This is a genomic window from Streptomyces sp. NBC_00523 (assembly GCF_036346615.1).
Taxonomy (GTDB): Bacteria; Actinomycetota; Actinomycetes; order Streptomycetales; family Streptomycetaceae; genus Streptomyces.
In genome coordinates, this window is the sequence record NZ_CP107836.1 from 2,418,568 (window position 1) to 2,439,455 (window position 20,888).

17 protein-coding genes are annotated in these 20,888 nt (G+C 71.5%); 9 read left to right on the plus strand and 8 right to left on the minus strand.

The features are described from left to right. Positions 1-19: 19 nt before the first annotated feature. On the minus strand, positions 20-214 hold the full coding sequence (locus tag OHS17_RS10940; protein WP_018103181.1) for a hypothetical protein: 195 nt from the start codon (positions 212-214) through the stop codon (positions 20-22). Between the two features lie 444 nt (positions 215-658). Between OHS17_RS10940 and OHS17_RS10945 the strand changes: the two genes are divergently transcribed. Continuing rightward, positions 659-1,810: an acyltransferase family protein gene (locus OHS17_RS10945; protein ID WP_330311997.1), complete on the plus strand. Its 1,152-nt coding sequence runs from the start codon at positions 659-661 to the stop codon at positions 1,808-1,810. Between the two features lie 107 nt (positions 1,811-1,917). Here the strand turns inward: OHS17_RS10945 and OHS17_RS10950 are convergent, their stop codons facing one another. Continuing rightward, on the minus strand, positions 1,918-2,403 hold the full coding sequence (locus OHS17_RS10950) for an HD domain-containing protein (RefSeq protein WP_330311998.1): 486 nt from the start codon (positions 2,401-2,403) through the stop codon (positions 1,918-1,920). A gap of 145 nt (positions 2,404-2,548) precedes the next feature. Here OHS17_RS10950 and OHS17_RS10955 point away from each other — a divergent pair, with 145 nt between their 5' ends. Then, complete coding sequence (locus OHS17_RS10955) at positions 2,549-3,730, plus strand: cation:proton antiporter (RefSeq protein WP_330311999.1); 1,182 nt, start codon at positions 2,549-2,551, stop codon at positions 3,728-3,730. 28 nt (positions 3,731-3,758) lie between these two features. Here OHS17_RS10955 and OHS17_RS10960 read toward each other — a convergent pair whose 3' ends face one another. The 4 genes from OHS17_RS10960 to OHS17_RS10975 form a co-directional block, all read right to left on the minus strand. After that, positions 3,759-4,904, minus strand: a complete 1,146-nt coding sequence (locus tag OHS17_RS10960) for a PP2C family protein-serine/threonine phosphatase (RefSeq protein ID WP_330312000.1) — start codon at positions 4,902-4,904, stop codon at positions 3,759-3,761. A 105-nt stretch (positions 4,905-5,009) separates the two neighbouring features. Beyond that, positions 5,010-5,819: an Fpg/Nei family DNA glycosylase gene (locus OHS17_RS10965; protein WP_330312001.1), complete on the minus strand. Its 810-nt coding sequence runs from the start codon at positions 5,817-5,819 to the stop codon at positions 5,010-5,012. 75 nt (positions 5,820-5,894) lie between these two features. Next, positions 5,895-6,383, minus strand: coding sequence for a ribose-5-phosphate isomerase (locus OHS17_RS10970; RefSeq protein ID WP_018103175.1), 489 nt, complete (start codon positions 6,381-6,383; stop codon positions 5,895-5,897). 129 nt (positions 6,384-6,512) lie between these two features. After that, the gene (locus OHS17_RS10975; RefSeq protein WP_330312002.1) at positions 6,513-7,106 is read right to left on the minus strand and encodes a biotin transporter BioY; all 594 of its coding nucleotides are present in this window, start codon (positions 7,104-7,106) and stop codon (positions 6,513-6,515) included. Positions 7,107-7,494: 388 nt separating this feature from the next. On the opposite strand from OHS17_RS10975, the gene OHS17_RS10980 reads away from it, so the two are divergent. From OHS17_RS10980 to OHS17_RS10995, 4 genes are all read left to right on the plus strand, one after another. Next, positions 7,495-8,907 carry an amino acid permease gene (locus OHS17_RS10980; RefSeq protein ID WP_330312003.1) on the plus strand — a complete coding sequence of 471 codons (1,413 nt, stop codon included), beginning with the start codon at positions 7,495-7,497 and terminating at the stop codon, positions 8,905-8,907. 139 nt (positions 8,908-9,046) lie between these two features. Next, positions 9,047-9,688, plus strand: coding sequence for a superoxide dismutase (locus tag OHS17_RS10985; protein ID WP_018103172.1), 642 nt, complete (start codon positions 9,047-9,049; stop codon positions 9,686-9,688). A gap of 167 nt (positions 9,689-9,855) precedes the next feature. Beyond that, positions 9,856-10,695 carry an MOSC domain-containing protein gene (locus OHS17_RS10990; protein ID WP_330312004.1) on the plus strand — a complete coding sequence of 280 codons (840 nt, stop codon included), beginning with the start codon at positions 9,856-9,858 and terminating at the stop codon, positions 10,693-10,695. 92 nt (positions 10,696-10,787) lie between these two features. Then, positions 10,788-11,753, plus strand: coding sequence for an aldo/keto reductase (locus OHS17_RS10995; RefSeq protein ID WP_330315220.1), 966 nt, complete (start codon positions 10,788-10,790; stop codon positions 11,751-11,753). Here OHS17_RS10995 and OHS17_RS11000 read toward each other — a convergent pair. After that, entirely contained in the window at positions 11,744-12,643 is a 900-nt protein-coding gene (locus tag OHS17_RS11000) for a DUF4232 domain-containing protein (protein ID WP_330312005.1), read from the minus strand. The two genes, OHS17_RS10995 and OHS17_RS11000, sit on opposite strands and share 10 nt — an antisense overlap. 110 nt (positions 12,644-12,753) lie before the next feature. Continuing rightward, positions 12,754-13,404, minus strand: a complete 651-nt coding sequence (locus OHS17_RS11005; protein WP_330312006.1) for a mycothiol-dependent nitroreductase Rv2466c family protein — start codon at positions 13,402-13,404, stop codon at positions 12,754-12,756. Positions 13,405-13,548: 144 nt separating this feature from the next. Between OHS17_RS11005 and pepN the strand changes: the two genes are divergently transcribed. The 3 genes from pepN to OHS17_RS11020 all read left to right on the plus strand — a co-directional run bounded on the left by pepN (position 13,549) and on the right by OHS17_RS11020 (position 20,817). Next, the gene (gene pepN / locus OHS17_RS11010; protein ID WP_330312007.1) at positions 13,549-16,140 is read left to right on the plus strand and encodes an aminopeptidase N; all 2,592 of its coding nucleotides are present in this window, start codon (positions 13,549-13,551) and stop codon (positions 16,138-16,140) included. 104 nt (positions 16,141-16,244) lie between these two features. Beyond that, a complete protein-coding gene (locus OHS17_RS11015) occupies positions 16,245-17,288 on the plus strand; it encodes a hypothetical protein (RefSeq protein ID WP_330312008.1) in 1,044 nt (347 codons plus the stop codon). Positions 17,289-17,508: 220 nt separating this feature from the next. Then, positions 17,509-20,817, plus strand: coding sequence for a S8 family serine peptidase (locus OHS17_RS11020; RefSeq protein WP_330312009.1), 3,309 nt, complete (start codon positions 17,509-17,511; stop codon positions 20,815-20,817). The last annotated feature ends 71 nt before the right edge of the window (positions 20,818-20,888 follow it).

Sequence of the window (20,888 nt, forward strand, 5' to 3'; positions counted from 1 at the left end):
GGCGTCGTGTCCGGGCGGCTCAGAAGTTGATCTGGCCCACCGAGTCGATGATCGAGTGCATGAAGCGGTTGATCGACGGCCCCATGCCCGTCGGCGCCAGGAAGAAGCCGAAGAGCGCCGCGACGATCGCGGGGCCCGCCTTTATGGAACCGCTCCGGATCATGACGACCAGGACGATCCCCAACAGAAGCACCACAGACAGCGAAATGGCCACGACTGCTCACACCCTCGGTCGGTCCGCCTTGCCGGCCCGGAGATGTGCGGCCCTGCACCCTCCGTCGACTCCATCGTGCCACCAACTCCCGCCGGGGTGTTGCCGGGTGGCGTATCGACCTGTCGATATCGCGCCATCCTGCGCCCCTTGCGCCCCCTGCGCGCCGGGCCGGGGGCCAGGCAGGGGCCGGGGCGTGGCCACGCGCGTTCCGGGAATATGCAACGGTGATCGTTTCCGTACCCACACACTTCATTCACAGGCGAATTCGACGCCGAACGCGAGGTAATTCACTTCGGTCAACTGACTGATGGATTGCCCCATTTGACGCGGATTAAACAGGTCATAACGGGCATGTTCCGCTGGTTTGCCATTTGATATGCAGGGAAGACGCGCTATTCAACGGCGGTTTTACGAATGGCAATCGAGACGTCTAGGGTGCCTGAGATGTTCCACGCTCCGAACGCAATGCAGAGGGCCGCGCTTCCCCCGGCGACCGAGGAGGCGGAGCCCAGACACGCTGCGCCGACGGCGGCCCCGCAGGCCCCCTCACCAGCGGCGGAACGGCCCACCCGGAGCGGCGGTGCCAAGAAGCGTGACGCCTTCTTCGACAACGCCAAGTACCTCGCCATCGTGCTCGTCGCGGTGGCGCACTCGTGGGTTCCGGTCATGGACGGGAGCCGGACGGCCCGGGCGCTGTACATGGTCGTGTACACGTTCCACATGCCCGCCTTCATCCTCATCTCGGGTTATTTCTCACGGTCGTTCGACCTGACCCCCGCCAAGGTGAAGCGGCTCGTCACCGGTGTCGCCGTGCCGTACGTGGTGTTCGAGACGGCGTACTCGCTGTTCCGCCGGTACGCGAACGACCAGCCGGACGCGGCCGTCAGCCTGCTGGAGCCCTGGTACCTGACCTGGTTCCTGGCCGCCCTGTTCATCTGGCGGCTCACCACGCCGATCTGGCGCAACCTCCGCCATCCGCTGGCCGTTTCGCTCGTGATCGCCGTTCTCGCCTCGCTCGCGCCCAGCATCGGTGACGACCTCGACCTGCCGCGCGTGCTGCAGTTCCTGCCCTTCTTCGTGCTCGGACTCCAGCTGAAGCCCGAGCACTTCGAGCTGGTCCGCCGCCGCGAGGCCCGGCTGTTCGCGCTGCCGCTCTTCGCCGGTGCGCTGGTCTTCGCGTACTGGGCGGCGCCCCGGATGCAGCTGGGCTGGTTCCTGCGGGACTCCAGCGCCCAGGACATGGGGGCGCCGTGGTGGTCGGGCGCGGTGATGACCCTGGCGATGTTCGGCTGCGCGGTGCTGCTGACGGCCGGGTTCCTCGCGCTGGTCCCGCGCCGCCACATGTGGTTCACGGTGCTCGGCGCCGGCACCATCTGCGGCTACCTGCTGCACGGCTTCCTGGTGAAGGGCGCCGACTACGCGGGGATCTTCGACGACCACGACTGGCTGGTCGGTCCGGCGGGCCTGGTGATCGTGACCGTGGTCGCCTCCGCCGCCGTCACGCTGCTGTGCACGCCGCCGGTGCGGCGCGTCCTGCGCTGCGTCACCGAGCCGGACATGAACTGGGCGTTCCGCCGGGACGCCGCCAGGATCTGACCGCCCCGCGCACCCCGCGAAGCCCGGCCCAGGTGGCCGGGCTTCGTCGTGTCAGCGGGCGGTGCGGGCGCGCGGCGCGACGGACGGTGTCAGCGGTCGGTGTTGGCTCAATCCCGACGCTCCGAGGGCGGGTTCGGCACGGTGAGCCCCAGCAGCTCCCGTACCCGCGCATACTTCGCGGTCAGCCGGGTACGGGTGGCCGGCTCCAGCACCGCGAGGCGGGCCGGGTCGGCGTTGTGGGCGAGGTCCGCCTCCTTGACCAGCAGGGCGCCGGGGGTGGCCAGGATGCGCCGGGTGTACGCCTCCGGCTCCTCGCCCGCCCGCTTGGTGACGGCGAGCACCATGTCCTTGACCGCCTGCGGCAGCGCGGCCCCGGCCAGCCACTCGGCCGACAGCGCGTCGTCCTCCACCGCGTCGTGCAGCCAGGCCGCGGCGATCTGCTCGTCGCTGCCGCCCCTGCTCCGTACACCCTCCGCGACGGCCGCGAGGTGTTCCACGTAAGGGCGGCCGGCCTTGTCCCGCTGGGCGGCGTGGGCCTCACGGGCCAGGGCTTCGACCTCGGCGAGCGTCAGCCGAGCGTGTGATGCGGTCATGGCAAGGACTCTAGGCGCACCCCGTACACCGGTCCCGAGAGTTGCAATGTCAATCGTTCGGTAAACTAACCGATGACCATTTCTTGACGATCTCTTGACTCTTCGAAGGGCCAGGCTCATCGGACACGCAGACACGCTCATCGCCATGGGCGGCGCCTTCCTCGCCGCCGCGGTCCTCGCCCGCGCAGGCCGCCGCATCGGACTGCCCACCATCCCTCTGTTCATCCTGGCCGGAATCCTCCTCGGCCCGCACACCCCCGGCATCGTCCTCGTCGCCGACCCGCACGACCTGGAGATGCTCTCCGCGCTCGGCCTGGTGCTGCTCCTCTTCTACCTGGGCCTGGAATTCCACCTGGACGACCTCAAGGCGGGCGGCCGCAAGATGGCCGTCGCCGGGGGCACCTATCTCGCCCTGAACGTCGGCGCCGGGCTCGGCTTCGGCTTCGCGCTCGGCTGGGGCACCTCCGAGGCGCTGGTGCTCGCCGGGGTGCTCGGGATCTCCTCGTCGGCCATCGTCACCAAAGTGCTCGTGGACCTCGGCCGGATCGGCAATCCGGAGACCCGGCCCATCCTCGGCATCATCGTCGTGGAGGACGTCTTCCTCGCCCTGTATCTGGCGGCCCTCCAGCCCATCCTGTCCGGCGCCGACAGTCTCGCCGCGGCGGTGACCGACGGCGGCAAGGCGTTCGGCTTCCTGCTGCTGCTCGCCCTGGCCGCCCGCTTCGGCACCCGGGTCGTCGGCAAGCTGATCGGGACCAGGGACGACGAGCTCCTGGTGATCTCGTTCCTCGGCGCCGCCGTCCTGGTGGCCGGGATCTCGGAGTGGTTCGGCGTCGCGGACGCGATCGGTGCCTTCATGGTCGGGCTGATGCTCGGCAGTACGTCGTCGGGCGAGCGCATCCTCAAGCTGGTGCACCCGCTGCGCGACGCGTTCGGCGCGATCTTCTTCTTCGCCTTCGGGCTCTCCATCGACCCGGGCGACCTGCCCACCGTGCTCTGGCCGGTGCTGGCCGCCGTCGCGGTCACCCTCGCGATGAACGTGTGCGCCGGAATCGCCGCCGCCAAGGTGTACGACTTCGGCCCGCAGGCCACCGCGAACATCTCCACCACCCTGGTGGCGCGCGGGGAGTTCGCCCTGATCCTCGCCACGATGGCGGCGGGCGCCGGCCTCGACGAACGGCTCTCCCCGTTCATCGCGGGCTACGTACTGGTCCTCGCGGTCCTCGCGCCGCTGGCGGCCGGACGCTCGCACTGGCTGGCCCGCCTCCTGCCGGGCAAGCCGGAACCGGCGCTCCGCGAGCCCGATCCGGTCGGCGCCGGTTCATGACTTCCGTGAGTTCAGAACTCCCGTGAGTTCAGGACTTCCGTGACAGGAGCAGCAGGGCCCGGTCGTCGTTGACGTCCTTGGCGCACGCCTCGATGAGGTGCCAGGCCGCGCCCTCGAAGCCGGTGCTGACGTAGCGGTCGGCCTCGCCGGTGAGCCGGTCGATGCCCTCCGCGATGTCCCGGTCGGACGCCTCCACCAGTCCGTCGGTGAACAGCATCAGCACGTCACCGGGGGCGAGATGGCCCTTGACCGCGTCGAACTCGGCCCCGTCGTACACCCCGAGCAGCGGGCCCTCCGCCGCCTTCTCCTCCCACTGGCCGCTGCCGGCGTGGAGCTGGAGGGCCGGCGGGTGGCCCGCCGAGAGGAGTTCGTAGTCGCCGGTCTCCAGGTCGAGGACCAGGTGGATCGAGGTCGCGAAGCCCTCGTCCCAGTCCTGGCGCAGCAGATAGCCGTTGGCGGCGGGCAGGAATCCGTGCGGGGGCAGCGAGCCGAGCAGCCCGCCGAAGGCGCCGGACAGCAGCAGGGCGCGGGAGCCGGCGTCCATGCCCTTGCCGGAGACGTCGGTCAGGACGGCTTCCAGGGTCCGGCCGCCGTGGGTGCGGGCCGCGACGACGAAGTCCCCGGAGAAGGACTGCCCGCCGGCCGGGCGCAGCGCCATCTCGCGGTGCCAGCCCTGCGGGAGGCGGGGCAGCGAGCTCTGGACGCGGATGCGTTCGCGCAGGTCGAAGAGCATGGTGCCGCCGCGCCGCCAGGGCACCCCGACCCGGGCGCGGAACTGGGCGAGGACCAGCCCGAAGAACCCGCAGGCGGCGACCGTGAGCACGGTGCCGGGGGTGACCCCGGCCGGGCCGTCCTCGTAGGGGCCGAGCCGGACGGACTCCACGATGAGGGCGACGGCGACCCCCGCGTACAGGCCGAGGAGGCTGGCCGGGCGCAGCAGCAGGCCGCCCGCGACGATCGGCAGGACGAGCATGGTGGGCGCGCACCAGACCGGGTCGACCAGGGTGAGGCAGGTGATGACCGGGATGACCAGGAAGAGGCCGGCCAGGGCGATCCAGTCGGAGCCGTCGCCGCGGAAGTAGTCGACCCCGGACCGGCGCAGCGTGGTGTAGACCCGGTGCGCCGATTTCCGCCATCGGGCCGGGTACGTCGTTGCTCCTGCGCGTCGGGCCATTGCGGGGACCTTATCCACCCGGCGGCCTCCGGTGCAGGGGGACCCCGTGACAATGTGTTCGAAATCGGCGCGCTCGGTGCCGTACCGGCGGGTAAGGCGTGCGGATTACGCGGACTGGCAGCCGGGGCACCAGAAGAGGTTGCGGGCGGCCAGGTCGGCGGTGCGGATCTCGGTGCCGCAGATGTGGCAGCCCTGGCGGGCGCGCCGGTAGACGTAGACCTCGCCGCCGTGGTCGTCCACGCGGGGCGGGCGGCCCATCGCCTCGGGCAGGTGCTCGGGGCGGACGGTGTCGATCCGGTTGTGCCGTACGCCCTCGCGCATCAGCTCCCGCAGGTCCGCCCAGATCGCGTCCCACTCGCGCCGGGTGAGGTCCTTGCCCGCCCGGTACGGGTCGATGCCGTGCCGGAACAGCACCTCCGCGCGGTAGACGTTGCCGACGCCCGCGATGACCTTCTGGTCCATCAGCAGGGCGGCGACGGTGATCCGGCTGCGGGAGATCCGCTGCCAGGCGCGTTCGCCGTCCTCGCCCGCGCGCAGCGGGTCGGGGCCGAGCCGGTCGTGTATCGCGCGCTTCTCGGCGTCCGTGATCAGGGCGCAGGTGGTCGGGCCGCGCAGGTCCGCGTGGTGCGCGTCGTTGACCAGGCGCAGCCGGACGGTGTCGGTGGGCGGCGGGGCCGGCACCGTACCGAAGCCCAGCTTGCCGAAGAGGCCGAGGTGGATGTGGACCCAGCCGGTGTCGCCGAAGCCGAGGAAGAGGTGCTTGCCGTGGGCGTCGGCCGTGTCCAGGACGTGGCCGTCGAGCAGGGCGGCGCTGTCGGAGAACTTGCCCTGCGGGCTGCTCGTCCGCACCGGCCGGCCGCCGAAGCGCTCGCGGTGGTCCGCGGCGAGGCGGTGGATCGTGTGTCCCTCGGGCACGGTGGCGGGTCTCCTGGGCGGTGCGGGGGCGGACATGACTGTGCCGCCGGACGGACCGGCGGCACAGGAAGCTGGTCAGCCCTGCTGCGGGTGGTGGGCCGGGATCGGGGGGAGCTCGCCGGTGTTCTCGTACGCCGTGAGCATGTCGATGCGGCGGGTGTGCCGCTCCTCGCCGGAGTACGGGGTGGAGAGGAAGATCTCCACGAACTTGGTGGACTCCTCGACCGTGTGCATCCGGCCGCCGATGGAGATCACGTTGGCGTCGTTGTGCTCGCGGCCGAGCGCGGCGGTCTGCTCGCTCCAGGCGAGTGCGGCGCGGACGCCCTTGACCTTGTTGGCGGCGATCTGCTCGCCGTTGCCGGAGCCGCCGATCACGATGCCGAGGCTGTCCGGGTCGGCGGCCGTCTTCTCGGCGGCGCGGAGGCAGAACGGCGGGTAGTCGTCCTGGGCGTCGTAGATGTGGGGACCGCAGTCGACGGCCTCGTGGCCCTGGGCCTTGAGCCACTCGACGAGGTGGTTCTTGAGTTCGTAACCGGCATGGTCGGATCCGAGGTACACGCGCATGGGAGGAGTGTGGCACGTGCGCGGGCGGGGCGCCGACGAAGGGGTGCGGTGTGCCCGGTGCCGGGCGGACGCGCGGAGGCCCGCCGGTCCGCGGTGCGGTCCGGCGGGCCTCCCGAGAGGTCTGCGGGGTCAGCCCCTGCGGCCCAGGAGCTTCCAGGAGGCGGGCAGCGCGCCCATGGCCAGCGCCGCCTTCAGCGCGTCGCCGAGCAGGAACGGCGTCAGGCCCGCGGCGATCGCGGCGCTCGCCGACATGCCGGTGGACAGCGCCAGGTACGGCACGCCGACCGCGTAGATGATCGCCGAGCCGAGGACCATCGTCCCGGCCGTGCGCAGCACCGAGCGGTCGCCGCCGCGCCGGGCCAGGCCGCCGACGACGGTGGCGGCGAGCAGCATGCCGAGGACGTAGCCGAAGGAGGCGCCGCCCGCGCCGGAGGTGCCGCCCGCGAACCACGGCATTCCGGCCATGCCGATGAGGGCGTACACGGCGAGGGAGAGGAAGCCGCGGCGAGCGCCGAGCGCGGTGCCGACGAGGAGGGCGGCGAACGTCTGGCCGGTGACCGGGACCGGGGAGTGCGGGATGGGCACGGCGATCTGGGCGGCTATGCCGGTGAGCGCGGCGCCGCCGAGCACCAGGGCGGTGTCCACGGCGTAGCGGTGCCGGGCGGCGGGCAGCAGGTCGGCGAGGACCACTCCGGTGCGGGCGGGGGCGGCAGCAGTGCTCATCGGGGACTCCGCGGGGGTGAGGGTGGAGAGGGACTGACCGTGACGCTATCCGACCGGGCCGGGCCCGATCACCGTCAGCGGCCCACAAAGCGGCGATCGGGGCGTTGGTGGGGTTCGCACAAGGACGGCGGCGCAATCATCGCCGAGCGTGATGCTTGTCACGGAGGTGAGCGGGGATGCGCCCGAGGCGGCCCGGGAAGGCGCGCGGAAGCGGGACTGTGAACTCCCTCTAAAAGCGCGGTACGTGACGGTGGCCCACCGTCCGCCGCCGCGTGCGCGCCCGGTGTGGACCCGGTGACCGTATAGCGGACGGTGGTTACCGGCCTGCGGATCACGTGGCCAGACTGGGCGGACGTCCCCCGTCTCACCGACCGAACAGAGCCCGTCCATGTCCCGGACCTCCGCGCCCTCCCCCACCGGCTCCCCGGCCACCGCGCCGGACACCGGCCCCGAATCGCCCCTGTCGCAGGGGCTGAAGCAGCGCCATCTCTCGATGATCGCCCTGGGCGGCGTCATCGGCGCCGGGCTCTTCGTCGGCTCCGGCGCGGGCATCGCCGCCGCGGGCCCCTCGATCGTCATCGCGTACGCCGTCTCGGGGCTGCTGGTGATGCTCGTGATGCGGATGCTCGGCGAGATGTCGGCGGCCAACCCGGCGTCCGGCTCGTTCTCGGTGCACGCCGAGCGGGCGATCGGGCCGTGGGCCGGGTTCACGGCGGGCTGGGCGTTCTGGGTGCTGCTCTGCACGGCCGTCGGCCTGGAGGGGATCGGCGCGGCCAAGATCGTGACGGGCTGGCTGCCGGGGACCCCCGAATGGGCCTGGGTGGCGCTGTTCATGGTGGTGTTCCTGGGGACGAACCTGGCCTCGGTGACGAAGTTCGGCGAGTTCGAGTTCTGGTTCGCCGCGCTCAAGGTCACCGCGATCACGCTGTTCCTGGTCCTCGGCGTGCTGGCGGTCCTGGGCGTGCTGCCGGGCACGGACGCGCCGGGCACCGCCAACCTCAGCGGCGAGGGCGGCTTCCTGCCGAACGGCTCGGACGGCCTGGTCATCGGACTCCTCGCCTCCGTCTTCGCGTACGGCGGTCTGGAGACGGTCACCATCGCCGCCGCGGAGTCGGAGAACCCGGTGCGCGGCGTCGCGACGGCCGTGCGGACGGCGATGTGGCGGATCGCGCTGTTCTACGTGGGCTCGATGGCGGTCGTCGTGACACTGGTGCCCTGGGACGACCCGAAGGTGGTGGAGGTGGGGCCGTTCTACGCGGCGCTCGACCACCTCGGCATCGGCCAGGCCGCGCAGATCATGAACGTCGTCATCCTGGTCGCCCTGCTCTCCGCGATGAACGCCAACATCTACGGCGCCTCGCGCATGGCCTGCTCGCTGGTGGCGCGCGGCCAGGGCCCGAAGCGGCTGGGCCGGGTCTCCGGCGGGGTGCCGCGCACGGCGGTCCTGGTCTCGTCCGTCTTCGGCTTCCTGTGCGTGCTGCTGAGCTACTGGCGGCCGGACGACGTCTTCCCCTGGCTGCTGAACATGACCGGTGCGGTGATCCTGGTCGTCTGGATCTTCATCGCCGTCTCCCAGCTGATCCTGCGGGCCCGCCTGGAGCGCGAGGCGCCCGAGAAGCTGGTGGTGCGGATGTGGCTGTTCCCGGGGCTGACGGTGGTGGCGCTGCTCGCCATGGCCGGGATCTTCGTCCTGATGCTCCGCCAGCCCTCGACCCGTGACCAGCTCCTGGCGTCGGGCGCGCTGACGGTGGCCCTGGCCGCGATCGGGGCCGTACGCCAGCGGCGGCGCGCCGGAGTCTGAGCCGTAACCCCGTAAAACCGTACGAAACACCGGGTCCTAAGCCGAAGGGCTGACCCGGTGTTTCGCTTTGCTGCTGTTAGCCTGCTGTTGCATAGGGATTGCAATAACAACTTGTCAGCAGTTGGAGGGTTCGAAACCAATGGCCACGTACACGCTCCCGGAACTCCCGTACGACTACGCCGCGCTCGAACCGGTCATCAATCCGCAGATCATCGAGCTCCACCACGACAAGCACCACGCCGCTTACGTGAAGGGCGCCAACGACACCCTGGAGCAGCTGGAAGAGGCGCGGGACAAGGAGGCCTGGGGAGCGATCAACGGCCTCCAGAAGAACCTCGCCTTCCACCTGTCCGGCCACATCCTGCACTCGATCTACTGGCACAACATGACCGGTGACGGCGGCGGCGAGCCGCTGGCCGCGGACGGGGTCGGCGACCTCGCGGACGCGATCACCGAGTCGTTCGGCTCCTTCGCCGGTTTCAAGTCCCAGCTGACGAAGGCCGCGGCCACCACGCAGGGCTCCGGCTGGGGCGTCCTCGCGTACGAGCCGGTCAGCGGCAAGCTGATCGTGGAGCAGGTCTACGACCACCAGGGCAACGTGGGCCAGGGCTCCGTCCCGGTCCTGGTCTTCGACGCCTGGGAGCACGCCTTCTACCTCCAGTACAAGAACCAGAAGGTCGACTTCATCGAGGCGATGTGGGCCGTCGTCAACTGGCAGGACGTGGCGAAGCGCTACGCCGCCGCCAAGGAGCGCGCGGACGTGCTGCTGCTCGCCCCCTGAGCCGACGTCCCCGCGCGCGGGACACACCGGACGTCCTGCCTCGTGATCGTCTTCTCAACCTTCACCGGCAGGCGGATGAAGGGGAGGCCCCCGCCTGGACGTGACAGGCGGGGGCCTCTCTGTGGCCCGGGCCCGGCTGCCATGATGTCCGGCATGAGGAGCACGTCATGACGATCACCGTCCACGAGCTGGTGTACTACCCGGTCAAGGGCTGCGCCGGGACCCGGGTCGACTCCGCGCGGGTCACCGTCACCGGCCTGGAGCACGACCGGATGTTCATGGTGGTCGACGCGGCCGACGGCGCGTTCCGCAGCCAGCGCACCCACCCCGCGATGGCGGCGATCGGGGTCCGCGTCCTCGACGCCGGGGCGGCCCTCGACCTGTCCGCCGAGGCCGTCGGGCCGCTGCGCCTGGAGGTGGCGCCGGACGGGCCGCGCCGCGAGGTCAGCATGTTCGGCCGGGACCTCGGCGAAGCCGTCGACCAGGGCGACGAGGCCGCGCGGTGGTTCTCCGACGCGCTCGGGGCCGCGTGCCGCCTCGTCCGGGTGCGCCCCGGCTTCGACCGCGACGGCTGGGGCGAGACCCCCGGCAAGGTCAACTTCGGCGACGCGCACGCGGTCCTGGTCACCTCGACCGCCTCGCTCGCCGGGCTCAACGCCCGCATCGCGGCCCGGGGCGACGCCGCGCCCGTGCCCATGGACCGCTTCCGGGCCAACATCGTGCTGACCGGTGACGACGAGCCGCACTTCGAGGACCGGGTGGCGCGGATGACCGTGGGCACCGCCGAACTCGCCCACTCGGTCAAGGCGATCCGCTGCAACGTCCCGCTCATCGACCAGCGGACCGGGCGCCGTGCCGGCCCGGAGCCGGTGCGCACCCTGGCCACATACCGCAGGGAGCCGGAGTTCGGCAACAAGCTCAGCTTCGGCGCGAAGAACGCGGTGGTCCGGGAGGGCGTGGTGCGGGTCGGCGACCCGGTCTCCGTGCACAGCCCGGCGGCCGGCTGAGCACCCCCCGTAAAACCAGCTGCCCGCCTCCCGCAACTCCCCTATCGTCGTGCTGATTTGCCCGGAACGGGACGACGACGTGGAGGATGACTGTGCGCTACCGCGAGCTGGGACGCAGCGGACTTTCGGTGTCCGAGATCGGCTACGGGGCCTGGGGCATCGGCGAGTCCAGCTGGGTGGGGGCGACGCGGGACGAGTCGCTGCGCGCCCTGCACCGGGCCGTCGACCTCGGCGTGAACCTCATCGACACCGCACGCGGCTACGGCGAGAGCGAGCGCATCGTCGGGCAGCTGGTCCGCGAACGGGCCGGTGACGAGGTACTGGTGGCGACCAAGGTGCCGCCGAAGAACGGTGAGTGGCCGGCGGCGGACGGCCTGGACCCGGCGGACACGTTCCCCGGCGCGCACATCCGCAGCAGCCTGGAGACCAGCCTCGCCGCTTCCGGCCTGGACCACTTCGACGTGCTCCAGTTCCACGTCTGGAACGACGAGTGGCTGGGGCGCGGGGACTGGCTGGAGACCGTCGCGGCGCTGAAGCAGGAGGGGAAGATCCGCCTGTTCGGGGTCTCGGTCAACGACCACTCCCCGGAGAGCGCGGTCGCGCTCGTGCGCAGCGGGGCCGTGGACAGCGTGCAGGTCATCTACAACGTGTTCGACCAGGCCCCCGCCGAGGAGCTGCTGCCGGCCTGCGCGGAGCACGGGGTCGGCGTGATCGTCCGGGTCGCCCTGGACGAGGGCGGGCTGACCGGCCGGATCACCGCGGACACGACGTTCCCCGAGGGCGACTTCCGCAACCGCTACTTCCGCGACGACCGCCCGGCCCAGGTCGAACGGCGCGTCGCGGCGATCGTGGCGGACCTGGGCGTCGAGCCGGACGCGATCGCGGAGCACGCGCTGCGGTTCGTCCTGAGCCACCCGGCGGTCTCCACCGTGATCCCGGGGATGCGCAGCGTCCGTAACGTGGAGCGCAACACCGCGCTCAGCGACGGACAGCCGCTCACCGAGGAACAGCTGGCGGTCCTGGCCAAGCACCGCTGGCCGCGCAACTTCTACTCCTGACCGGGAAGTTCACCGGTCCGCGCCGCCGCCGGGGTCTTCGTCCACGGGCCGACGCCGAGCCGGCCCGTGGTGCCGAGGTCCAGCTCCGGGGTGACCGTCACGGGCGCGGCGCCGGGCTTCGCGGTGACCTCGGTGTAGGGGGCGTTCACCGGGTCGCCCTCCGTGGTGGTGTTGCGCCAGGCGAGGGTGGCGCGCGCGCTCTCGCCGGGGCGCAGCGTGACGGGGCGGGGTTCGGCGTTGCCGCCGATGCCGGTGGAGATCGCGGTGGTGCCGTGCAGGATCTTGACCCCGCTGACCGGCTTGCGGTCCTCGCCGAGGAGCCGGAGCGCCGGGTAGCCGTTCAGCTCGTAGTCGGTGGTGGAGCAGTTGATGAGGTTGATGCCCACGACGCGCAGCCCCATCGCGGCGTCGCCCCGGTCGTTGGTGATGCGGACCCCGGAGGAGGGACAGTCGCCGCCCGCCCCGTCCGCCGGGACGGCCCGCACCCTCATGAGCCGGGCCCGGTACGAGCGCGCCGAGCCCGGTCCGTCCGCCGCGTCCAGGGGCCGCCGCACGGTCTGGCCGGGCTTCACCGCCTCCACGGTGCGGGTGATGTTGTCCATGGCCTCGCCCAACCCGTTGACCAGGGTGAACGTGAGGGTGAAGGTGAGCGGTTCCTTCTCGGTGTTGGTGACCTCGAACCCGGTGGACGGGGCGCCGGAGGGACCGCACTTGCCGCTGATCACCCGGACGTTGTCCCAGGTCCGCCCGGCGGGGTCGGGGAGCGGCGCGAGGGAGGCGCAGGTCGCGCCGGGCGAGGCGGAGGCCCCGGCGGTCTCCTTCCCGCATCCGGCGAGCAGCGCGGTGCTCGCGAGGGCGGCACACAGGATGAGGGCGGAGGCTGGGCGCATCCGCCCAGAAGATCAAAGAGCGCCGGGGCGGGCTGTGTGCCAGGTCACATATTGCGTCACGGTGGCGTCACAGACGGCGGCGGGGAGTGCTCCCCGCCGCCGTCGGACGGTCAGTCGAAGATCGGGCCCTGGGTGCGGGTGCGCTTGATCTCGTAGAAGCCGGGGATCGAGGCGACCATCAGGGTGCCGTCCCAGAGCTTCGCGGCCTCCTCGCCCTTGGGGGCCGGGGTGACGACCGGGCCGAAGAAGGCGATCTGCTCGCCGTCGGCGCCGGGGACGGCGATGACCGGGGTGCCGACCTCCTGGCCCACCTTCTCGATGCCCTCCTTGTGGGAGGCGCGCAGCTCGGTGTCGTAGGTGTCGGAGTCCGCGTGGGCGGCGAGCTCGACGGGGAGGCCGACGTCCTTGAGGGCGTTCTCGACGGCCTCGCGGGTCGGGCCCTCGCCGCGGTTGTGGAAGCGGGTGCCGAGCGCGGTGTAGAGCGGGCCGACGACCTCGTCGCCGTGCAGCTGCTGGGCGGCGATCACGACGCGGACCGGGCCCCACGCCTTGTTCTCCAGCATGTCGCGGTACTCGGCGGGCAGCTCGTCGAGCCGGTCCTCGTTGAGTACGGCCAGGCTCATGACGTGCCAGCGGACCTCGACGTCGCGGACCTTCTCCACCTCCAGCATCCAGCGGGAGGTCATCCAGGCCCAGGGGCAGAGCGGGTCGAACCAGAAGTCGACGGGGGTCCTGCCGGTCGCCGTGCTGTTGTCAGACATCTCTCTCCTCGAACGGACGGATCGCGTCGGTGCGAAAGTCTGTGCCCGAGAACACCGCAGCACGCTCCGGCCATTCCCGCCCGCGGGTCGGGAGGGCGGCATGGGAGGATCAAACTATTCGAACGTGACACAAAGGAGTGTGCCGTGCCCGGCGAGAACCTGTCCCGAGACGAGGCCCGTGAGCGGGCCGAGCTGCTGACCGTCGACGGTTACGACGTCGAACTCGACGTCCGCTCCGCGACCGGCGGCCCCGGCGGGGACGACCCGGCGGGCGGTCCGCTGACCTTCCGCTCGGTGACGACGATCCGGTTCCGCGCGGCGCGCGGCGGCGCGTCCACCTTCGCGGACCTCATCGCCCCCTCGGTCAGCGCGGTGACGCTGGACGGCACCGCGCTGGACCCGGCGGCCGTGTTCGACGGGGCGCGGATCGCGCTGGCGGACCTGGCGGAGGGCGAACACGTCCTGGTGGTCGACGCGCAGTGCGCGTACAGCCGGACCGGCGAGGGCATGCACCGCTTCGTGGACCCGGAGGACGGCGAGGTCTACCTCTACACCCAGTACGAGCCGGCGGACGCCCGCCGCGTCTTCGCCAACTTCGAACAGCCCGACCTCAAGGCCCCGTACCGCTTCCGGGTGACGGCGCCCGCCGAGTGGACGGTGTGGAGCAACGGCGCGGAGGAGTCCCGCGAGGGCGGCGTGTGGCGGTTCGCGGAGACCGAGCCGATCTCGACGTACATCACGGCGGTCGTCGCCGGTCCGTACCACTACGTCACCGACTCCTACAGCCGGAGCTTCGAGGACGGCACGACGCTGGAGATCCCGCTCGGCGCGATGTGCCGCAAGGGGCTCGCCAAGTACTTCGACTCCGACGACATCTTCCTGATCACCAAGCAGGGCCTGGACTTCTTCCACGAGAACTTCGACTACCCGTACCCGTTCGGGAAGTACGACCAGGCGTTCGTGCCGGAGTACAACCTCGGCGCGATGGAGAACCCGGGCTGTGTCACGTTCCGCGAGGAGTACATCTTCCGCGGCAAGGTGACGCGGGCGGCGTACGAGGGCCGGGCCAACGTCATCCTGCACGAGATGGCGCACATGTGGTTCGGGGACCTCGTCACCATGCAGTGGTGGGACGACCTGTGGCTGAAGGAGTCCTTCGCGGACTTCATGGGCGTCTTCGCGATGACCGGCGCGACCCGCTTCGAGGACGGCTGGATCACCTTCGCCAACAACCGCAAGTCCTGGGCGTACCGCGCCGACCAGCTGCCGTCCACCCACCCGATCACGGCCGACATCCGTGACCTGGAGGACGCCAAGCTGAACTTCGACGGCATCACGTACGCGAAGGGCGCCTCCGTCCTCAAGCAGCTCGTGGCGTACGTGGGCCGGGAGGCGTTCCTGGAGGGCGCGCGGCGCTACTTCAAGAAGCACGCGTACGGGAACACCCGGCTCGGGGACCTGCTGTCGGTGCTGTCCGAGACGTCCGGCCGGGACATGACCGCGTGGTCGCGCTCCTGGCTGCAGACCGCGGGCGTCAACTCGATGACCCCGGTGGCGACGTACGACGCGGCCGGCCGGATCACCGAGCTGGCCGTCCTCCAGGAGGCCGCCGAGTCCCACCCGGAGCTGCGGCCGCACCGGGTCGCCGTCGGCCTGTACCGCCGCGACACCGAGGGCGCGCTGGTGCGTTACGCGCGTGCCGAGGCGGATGTGTCGGGTCCGCGCACCGTGATCGGGGAGCTGGCCGGGGCCGAGCGGCCCGAGCTGATCCTCGTCAACGACGACGACCTGACGTACTGCAAGGTCCGCTTCGACGAGGTGTCGCTCGCCACGCTGCGCGCGCACCTGGGCGACATCACGGACCCGCTGGCCCGGGCGCTGTGCTGGTCGGCGCTGTGGAACCTCACCCGCGACGGGCTGATGCCCGCCCGCGACTTCGTCTCGCTGGTCCTGGCCTTCGCCGGGCGCGAGACGGACATCGGTGTCCTTCAGATGCTGCACGCCTGGACGCGCGGCGCGCTCGTGAACTACGCGGCTCCCGCGTGGCGCGAGGAGGGCGGCCGGGCGCTGGCCGAGGGCGCGCTCGGCGAACTGCGGCTCGCCGAGCCGGGCAGCGAGCACCAGCTCGCCTGGGCCCGGTTCTTCGCGTCGGTCGCCGCGTCGGACTCCGACTTCCAGCTGCTGTCCGGGCTGCTCGACGGCACCGCCCGGATCGACGGGCTCGACGTCGACCAGGAGCTGCGCTGGGCGTTCCTGTCCCCGCTGGTCGCCCACAGCGCGGCCGGTGAGGCGGCGGTCGACGCGGAGCTGGCCCGCGACGACACGGCCTCCGGCAAGCGGCACCACGTACGGTGCCTGGCCTCGCGGCCGTCCGCCGAGGTGAAGGCCCGGGCGTGGGCGGACGTCGTGGAGTCGGACGCGCTGTCCAACGCCCTGGTGGAGGCGACGATCGCGGGCTTCGCGCAGTCCTCCCAGCGGGAGCTGCTGGCGCCGTACGCCGCGCGGTACTTCGAGGCGATCGAGCGGGTCTGGGCCGAGCGGTCGATCCAGATCGGGATGGCCGTGGTCCGGGGGCTGTTCCCGTCCCTGCAGGACGACCCGGCGACGCTGGAGGCGACCGACGCGTGGCTGGCGGCCCGGCCCGACGCGGCGCCCGCGCTGCGGCGGCTGGTGCTGGAGGCCCGGGACGACCTGGCGCGGGGCCTGCGGGCGCAGGCGGCGGACTCGGTGGCGTAGGGCGCCCGGCCGGATGGCGATGCAGAACGGTGTTCTTGTCCGGGTATGTCGACGGGCCTGTAACAACGGTTAAAGACCGGGCCGTTGGCGGGATACACCGGAGCATGACCCAGAACACCCCGCTCCAGTCCGGCCGCCCCGTCCCCTCCCGTGGGCATCAACGCGTCTTCTCCGCCGCCCAGTTGAAGGCGATGGGCGTGCCCGTCGGGCGGGCGGTGGAGCGGTGCGGGGACGGCGGTCCGTGGCAGCAGCCGCTGCCCGGCGTCTTCGTCCTGCACCCCGGGGAGCTCAGCGGCCCGGAGCGGCTGCGGTCCGCCCTGCTGTACGCGGGCCGCCCGCCGGCCTCCGGACGTCGCCCCGCCCCCGGGCGTACCGCGGACCCGGCGTACGGCGACGCGGTGCTCACCGGGCTCGCCGCGCTCTCGCTGTACGGCTTCGCCGCCGCGCCGCCCGCCGCCTCCGTGGAGCGGGTCGACGTGCTGGTGCCCCGGGTGCGGCGGCTGCGCTCGGCCGGATACGCCCGGCTGCTGCGGACAGCCGAACCGCCGGGCCCGGAGTGGGTGGACGGGCTGCCGGTGGCCCCGGTGGCACGGGCGCTGGCGGACGCGGTGGCTGGGCTCGGGGACGCGGTCACGGTGCGCCGGCTGCTCACCGAGGCGGTGCGCGGCGGTCACTGCGAACCGGCCGTGCTGGTGGGCGAGCTGAACCGGGCCAAGGTGCTCGGCCGGCCGCAGGTGGTCGGCGCGATCGACTCGCTGCTCGCCGAGGGCCGGGCGATGGCGGAGGAGCGGCTGTACGCCATGGTGCGCACGCACGGGCTCGATGAGCCGCTGTGGAACGTGGACCTGAGGCTGCCCGGCGGCCCGCATCTGGGCCGCGTGGACGCCTACTGGCCCGAGGAGGCGGTCGCGGTGGAGCTGGACGCCAGGGCCCCGCGCCACAGCCGCCAGGACGAGAAGCACGAGGCCGAGTGGTCGGCGTACGCGGCGCGGCGCGAGCACCTGGAGCGGCTCGGCGTCACCGTCGTGCACCTCACGCCGAAGAAGCTGCGGGACGCGCTCGGGCAGCAGGCGGCCGTGGTCCGGACAGCGCTGATGGCCGCGGCGGACCGGGAGCCGGCGGCGTACGTGATGATCCTTCCCCGCTGAACCGGGGCCCCACACCTCACGCCTCGTCCCCCTCACGCCACATGGCTGAATTCGCGTCCCGTATCGGCCCGTTCGTCCCTGCTGACGCTCCCGTACCGGTGGCGGAATCCCGCCATGTACCCAACAAGCCCCCCACAACTCTCCACAAACCCCTGTCATTTACGAAAGGGTGAGCGGTCATCCGGTACCGATTTCCGGACTCTCTCTTTCACATACAGGGATGCTGATGACCTCCGAATCCCCCGGTTCCATATCCGGAGCGAGACGCGCGGCCCGGGTGGCGGCCGCCGCCGGTCTGGTGGCCGCGCTGGCCGCCACCGGTGTCGCCCCCGTCTTCGCCGCCGACGATCCGGCCTCCTCCCCCGTCAAGGCCGCCGGCACCGCTCCGGCGGACAAGCTGGGCACCGCCGACGCCGAGGTCCTGACCAAGGCCAAGGCCAAGGGCGAGAAGAACGTCACGATGATGGTCGCGACCGCCCCCGGCGCGACCGAGCAGGTCACCAAGCAGCTGGACGCCGTCAAGGGCTCCGTGCTGGGGCGCGCCTACGACAAGCTGGGCTACGTACGCGCGACCGTGCCGACCGCGACCGCCGAGGCCACCATCAAGGCGGCTTCGAAGCTCAGCTCCGTCCACGGCATCGATCTCAAGCAGGAGATCGTGCTGGACGACCCGACGCCCGCGGCCGACCGGGCGACCGGCGCCAAGAGCAAGGCCAAGTCCACCGGCAGCTACCCGGCCCCCGGGAAGAAGACGCCGGCGAAGAACCCGTACAACCCGTCCTTCGAGACGGGCGCGGTCGACTTCGTGAAGCAGCACCCGAAGGCCGACGGCCGCGGGATCACCATCGGCGTCCTGGACGCGGGCGTCGACATCGCGCACCCCGCGCTCCAGAAGACCACCACCGGTGAGCGCAAGATCACCGACTGGGTGACCGCCACCGACCCGGTGAGCGACGGCGACGGCACCTGGCTACGGATGACGGACGCCGTCTCCGGCCCGGTGTTCACGTACAAGGGGCGTACGTACAACGCGCCCAAGGGCTCGTACAGGATCAGCCTGTTCGCCGAGGCCGCCACCAAGGGCGGCGACATGGCGGGCGACCTGAACCGCGACGGCGACACCACCGACACCTGGGCCGTGCTCTACGACCCGGTCACCGGCGCCTCCCGGGTCGACCTGAACAACAACGGCGACTTCCGCGACGACACCGCCCTCAAGCCGTACAAGGAGAAGCACCAGGTCTCCTACTTCGGCAAGGACAACCCGCGCACGGACGTCGTGGAGCGCATCCCGTTCGTCGTGGAGAACCGCAAGGACGTTGTCTACGACGCGGCCGGCGACACCTCCGACTACGTCTCCATCGGGGTCATCGAGTCCGAGCACGGGACGCACGTCGCCGGCATCACCGCCGCCAACGGCCTGTTCGGCGGCCAGATGAACGGTGCCGCGCCCGGCGCGAAGATCGTCTCCTCGCGCGCCTGCACCTGGTCCGGCGGCTGCACCAACATCGCGCTCACCGAGGGCATGATCGACCTCGTCGTGAACCGCGGCGTCGACGTCGTCAACATGTCGATCGGCGGCCTGCCGCCGCTGAACGACGGCAACAACGCCCGCTCCGAGCTGTACAAGCGGCTGGTCGACATCTACGGCGTCCAGCTGGTCATCTCGGCCGGCAACGACGGCCCCGGCGTCAACACCATCGGTGACCCCGGCCTCGCCGACCACGTCATCTCGGTCGGCGCGTCCATCTCCAAGGAGACCTGGGCCGCCAACTACGGCTCCAACGTCACCAAGAAGTACGACATGCTGCCCTTCTCCTCGCGCGGCCCGCGTGAGGACGGCGGCTTCACGCCGACCCTGACGGCGCCCGGCGCGTCGATCAACTCGACGCAGACCTGGCTGCCCGGTTCGCCGGTCGCCGAAGCGGGCTACTCGCTCCCGGCCGGCTACTCCATGCTCCAGGGCACGTCGATGGCCTCCCCGCAGGCCGCCGGCGCCACCGCGCTGCTGCTGTCCGCCGCGAAGCAGAAGCACATCGAGCTGCCCCCGGCCGACCTGCGCACCGCGCTGACCAGCACCGCGACCAAGATCAAGGACGTGCCCGCGCACGCCCAGGGCGCCGGTCTGATCAACATCGTGGACGCCTGGAAGCTGATCGCGAAGCAGGGCGCCCCGGCGCACGAGTACACGGTCAAGGCCCCCGTCGACACCGCGATCGACTTCGCGCTGAAGACCCCGGGCTTCGGCACCGGCCTGTACGACCGCGAGGGCGGCCTCCAGGCCGGCCAGAAGAAGACCTACGACGTCACGGTCACCCGCACCACGGGCCCGGACAAGAAGGTCGAGCACAAGCTCTCCTGGAAGTACGACGACGGCACCTTCTCGCTGGTCGGCCCCAAGAAGGTCGCGCTCCCGCTGGGCAAGCCGGTCACGGTCAAGGTCCAGGCGAAGCCGGGCAGCGCGGGCGTGCACAGCGCGATCCTCCAGCTGGACGACAAGAAGACCGCCGGCACCGACCAGCAGATCCTGACGACGGTCGTCGTCTCCAAGGCGCTGGCGAAGCCGTCCTACGCGTTCAAGGCGTCCGGCTCGGTGCAGCGCAACGGCACCACGTCGTACTTCGTGACCGTGCCGGAGGGCGCCAAGACCCTTGAGGTCGCGATGAGCGCCCTGCGCTCGGGCAGCCAGACCCGCTTCATCGCCATCCACCCGTACGGGGTGCCGGTGGACGACAGCGGTACGCCGTTCTGCTACCCGAACTACGAGAACCCGGCCAACACCTGCCGCCCGGACGCGCGCTCCTACCCGGACCCGCAGCCCGGCGTCTGGGAGATCGAGGTCGAGGCCCGGCGCACGTCGCCGCTGCTGGACAACCCGTACAAGCTGGACGTGGCGCTGCTCGGCGCGACCTTCGACCCGGCGGTGCAGACCATCGCCGAGGCGAAGATCGGCACCCCTGCGTCGGTCGACTGGAAGGTCACCAACAACGCGGGTCCCCTGGAGGGCAAGCTCAAGGGCGGCTCGCTGGGCTCGGCCGCCGTCGAGCGCCCGTCGATCTCCACCGGTGGCACGTACACCAAGGAGGTCACCATCGGTGAGGGCGTCGAGAAGCTGGACGTCGCCATCGGCGGTACGAGCGACGCCAACGCCGACCTCGACCTGTACCTGTACAAGGGGAGCGCCGAGGTCGGCTCCTCCACCACGGCCGGTTCCGAGGAGTCCGTCAGCCTGGTGAAGCCGGCCGCCGGCACGTACACCGTCGTCATCGACGGGTACGACGTCCCGTCCGGGACCACCGAGTACGACTACCGCGACGTGTACTACTCCGCGTCGCTCGGCACGATCTCCGTGGACGAGTCGAAGGCCGTGAACCTGGCCGCCGGCGCGTCCGCCCAGGTCGGCGCCGAGGTGAAGGTGGCCGGTGCGGCTCCCGAGGGGCGGCAGTTCTTCGGCGAGGTCAGCCTCGTGAACGCCCGGGGCACCGCGGCGGGCACCGGCAGCGTCGTGATCGAGAAGGTCACGCCGTAGCCACACGGTGCTGAACATGTGATCCGAACGGCAGTGGGGCGGGTGCTCACCGGGCACCCGCCCCACTGTGC

Coding starts and splice junctions, on each gene's coding strand:
- OHS17_RS10945 (WP_330311997.1), top strand. CDS start 659: ATGTTCCACGCTCCGAACGCAATGCAGAGGGCCGCGCTTCCCCCGGCG.
- OHS17_RS10950 (WP_330311998.1), bottom strand. CDS start 2,403: ATGACCGCATCACACGCTCGGCTGACGCTCGCCGAGGTCGAAGCCCTG.
- OHS17_RS10955 (WP_330311999.1), top strand. CDS start 2,549: ATGGGCGGCGCCTTCCTCGCCGCCGCGGTCCTCGCCCGCGCAGGCCGC.
- OHS17_RS10960 (WP_330312000.1), bottom strand. CDS start 4,904: ATGGCCCGACGCGCAGGAGCAACGACGTACCCGGCCCGATGGCGGAAA.
- OHS17_RS10970 (WP_018103175.1), bottom strand. CDS start 6,383: ATGCGCGTGTACCTCGGATCCGACCATGCCGGTTACGAACTCAAGAAC.
- OHS17_RS10975 (WP_330312002.1), bottom strand. CDS start 7,106: ATGAGCACTGCTGCCGCCCCCGCCCGCACCGGAGTGGTCCTCGCCGAC.
- OHS17_RS10980 (WP_330312003.1), top strand. CDS start 7,495: ATGTCCCGGACCTCCGCGCCCTCCCCCACCGGCTCCCCGGCCACCGCG.
- OHS17_RS10985 (WP_018103172.1), top strand. CDS start 9,047: ATGGCCACGTACACGCTCCCGGAACTCCCGTACGACTACGCCGCGCTC.
- OHS17_RS10990 (WP_330312004.1), top strand. CDS start 9,856: ATGACGATCACCGTCCACGAGCTGGTGTACTACCCGGTCAAGGGCTGC.
- OHS17_RS11000 (WP_330312005.1), bottom strand. CDS start 12,643: ATGCGCCCAGCCTCCGCCCTCATCCTGTGTGCCGCCCTCGCGAGCACC.
- OHS17_RS11005 (WP_330312006.1), bottom strand. CDS start 13,404: ATGTCTGACAACAGCACGGCGACCGGCAGGACCCCCGTCGACTTCTGG.
- OHS17_RS11015 (WP_330312008.1), top strand. CDS start 16,245: ATGACCCAGAACACCCCGCTCCAGTCCGGCCGCCCCGTCCCCTCCCGT.
- OHS17_RS11020 (WP_330312009.1), top strand. CDS start 17,509: ATGCTGATGACCTCCGAATCCCCCGGTTCCATATCCGGAGCGAGACGC.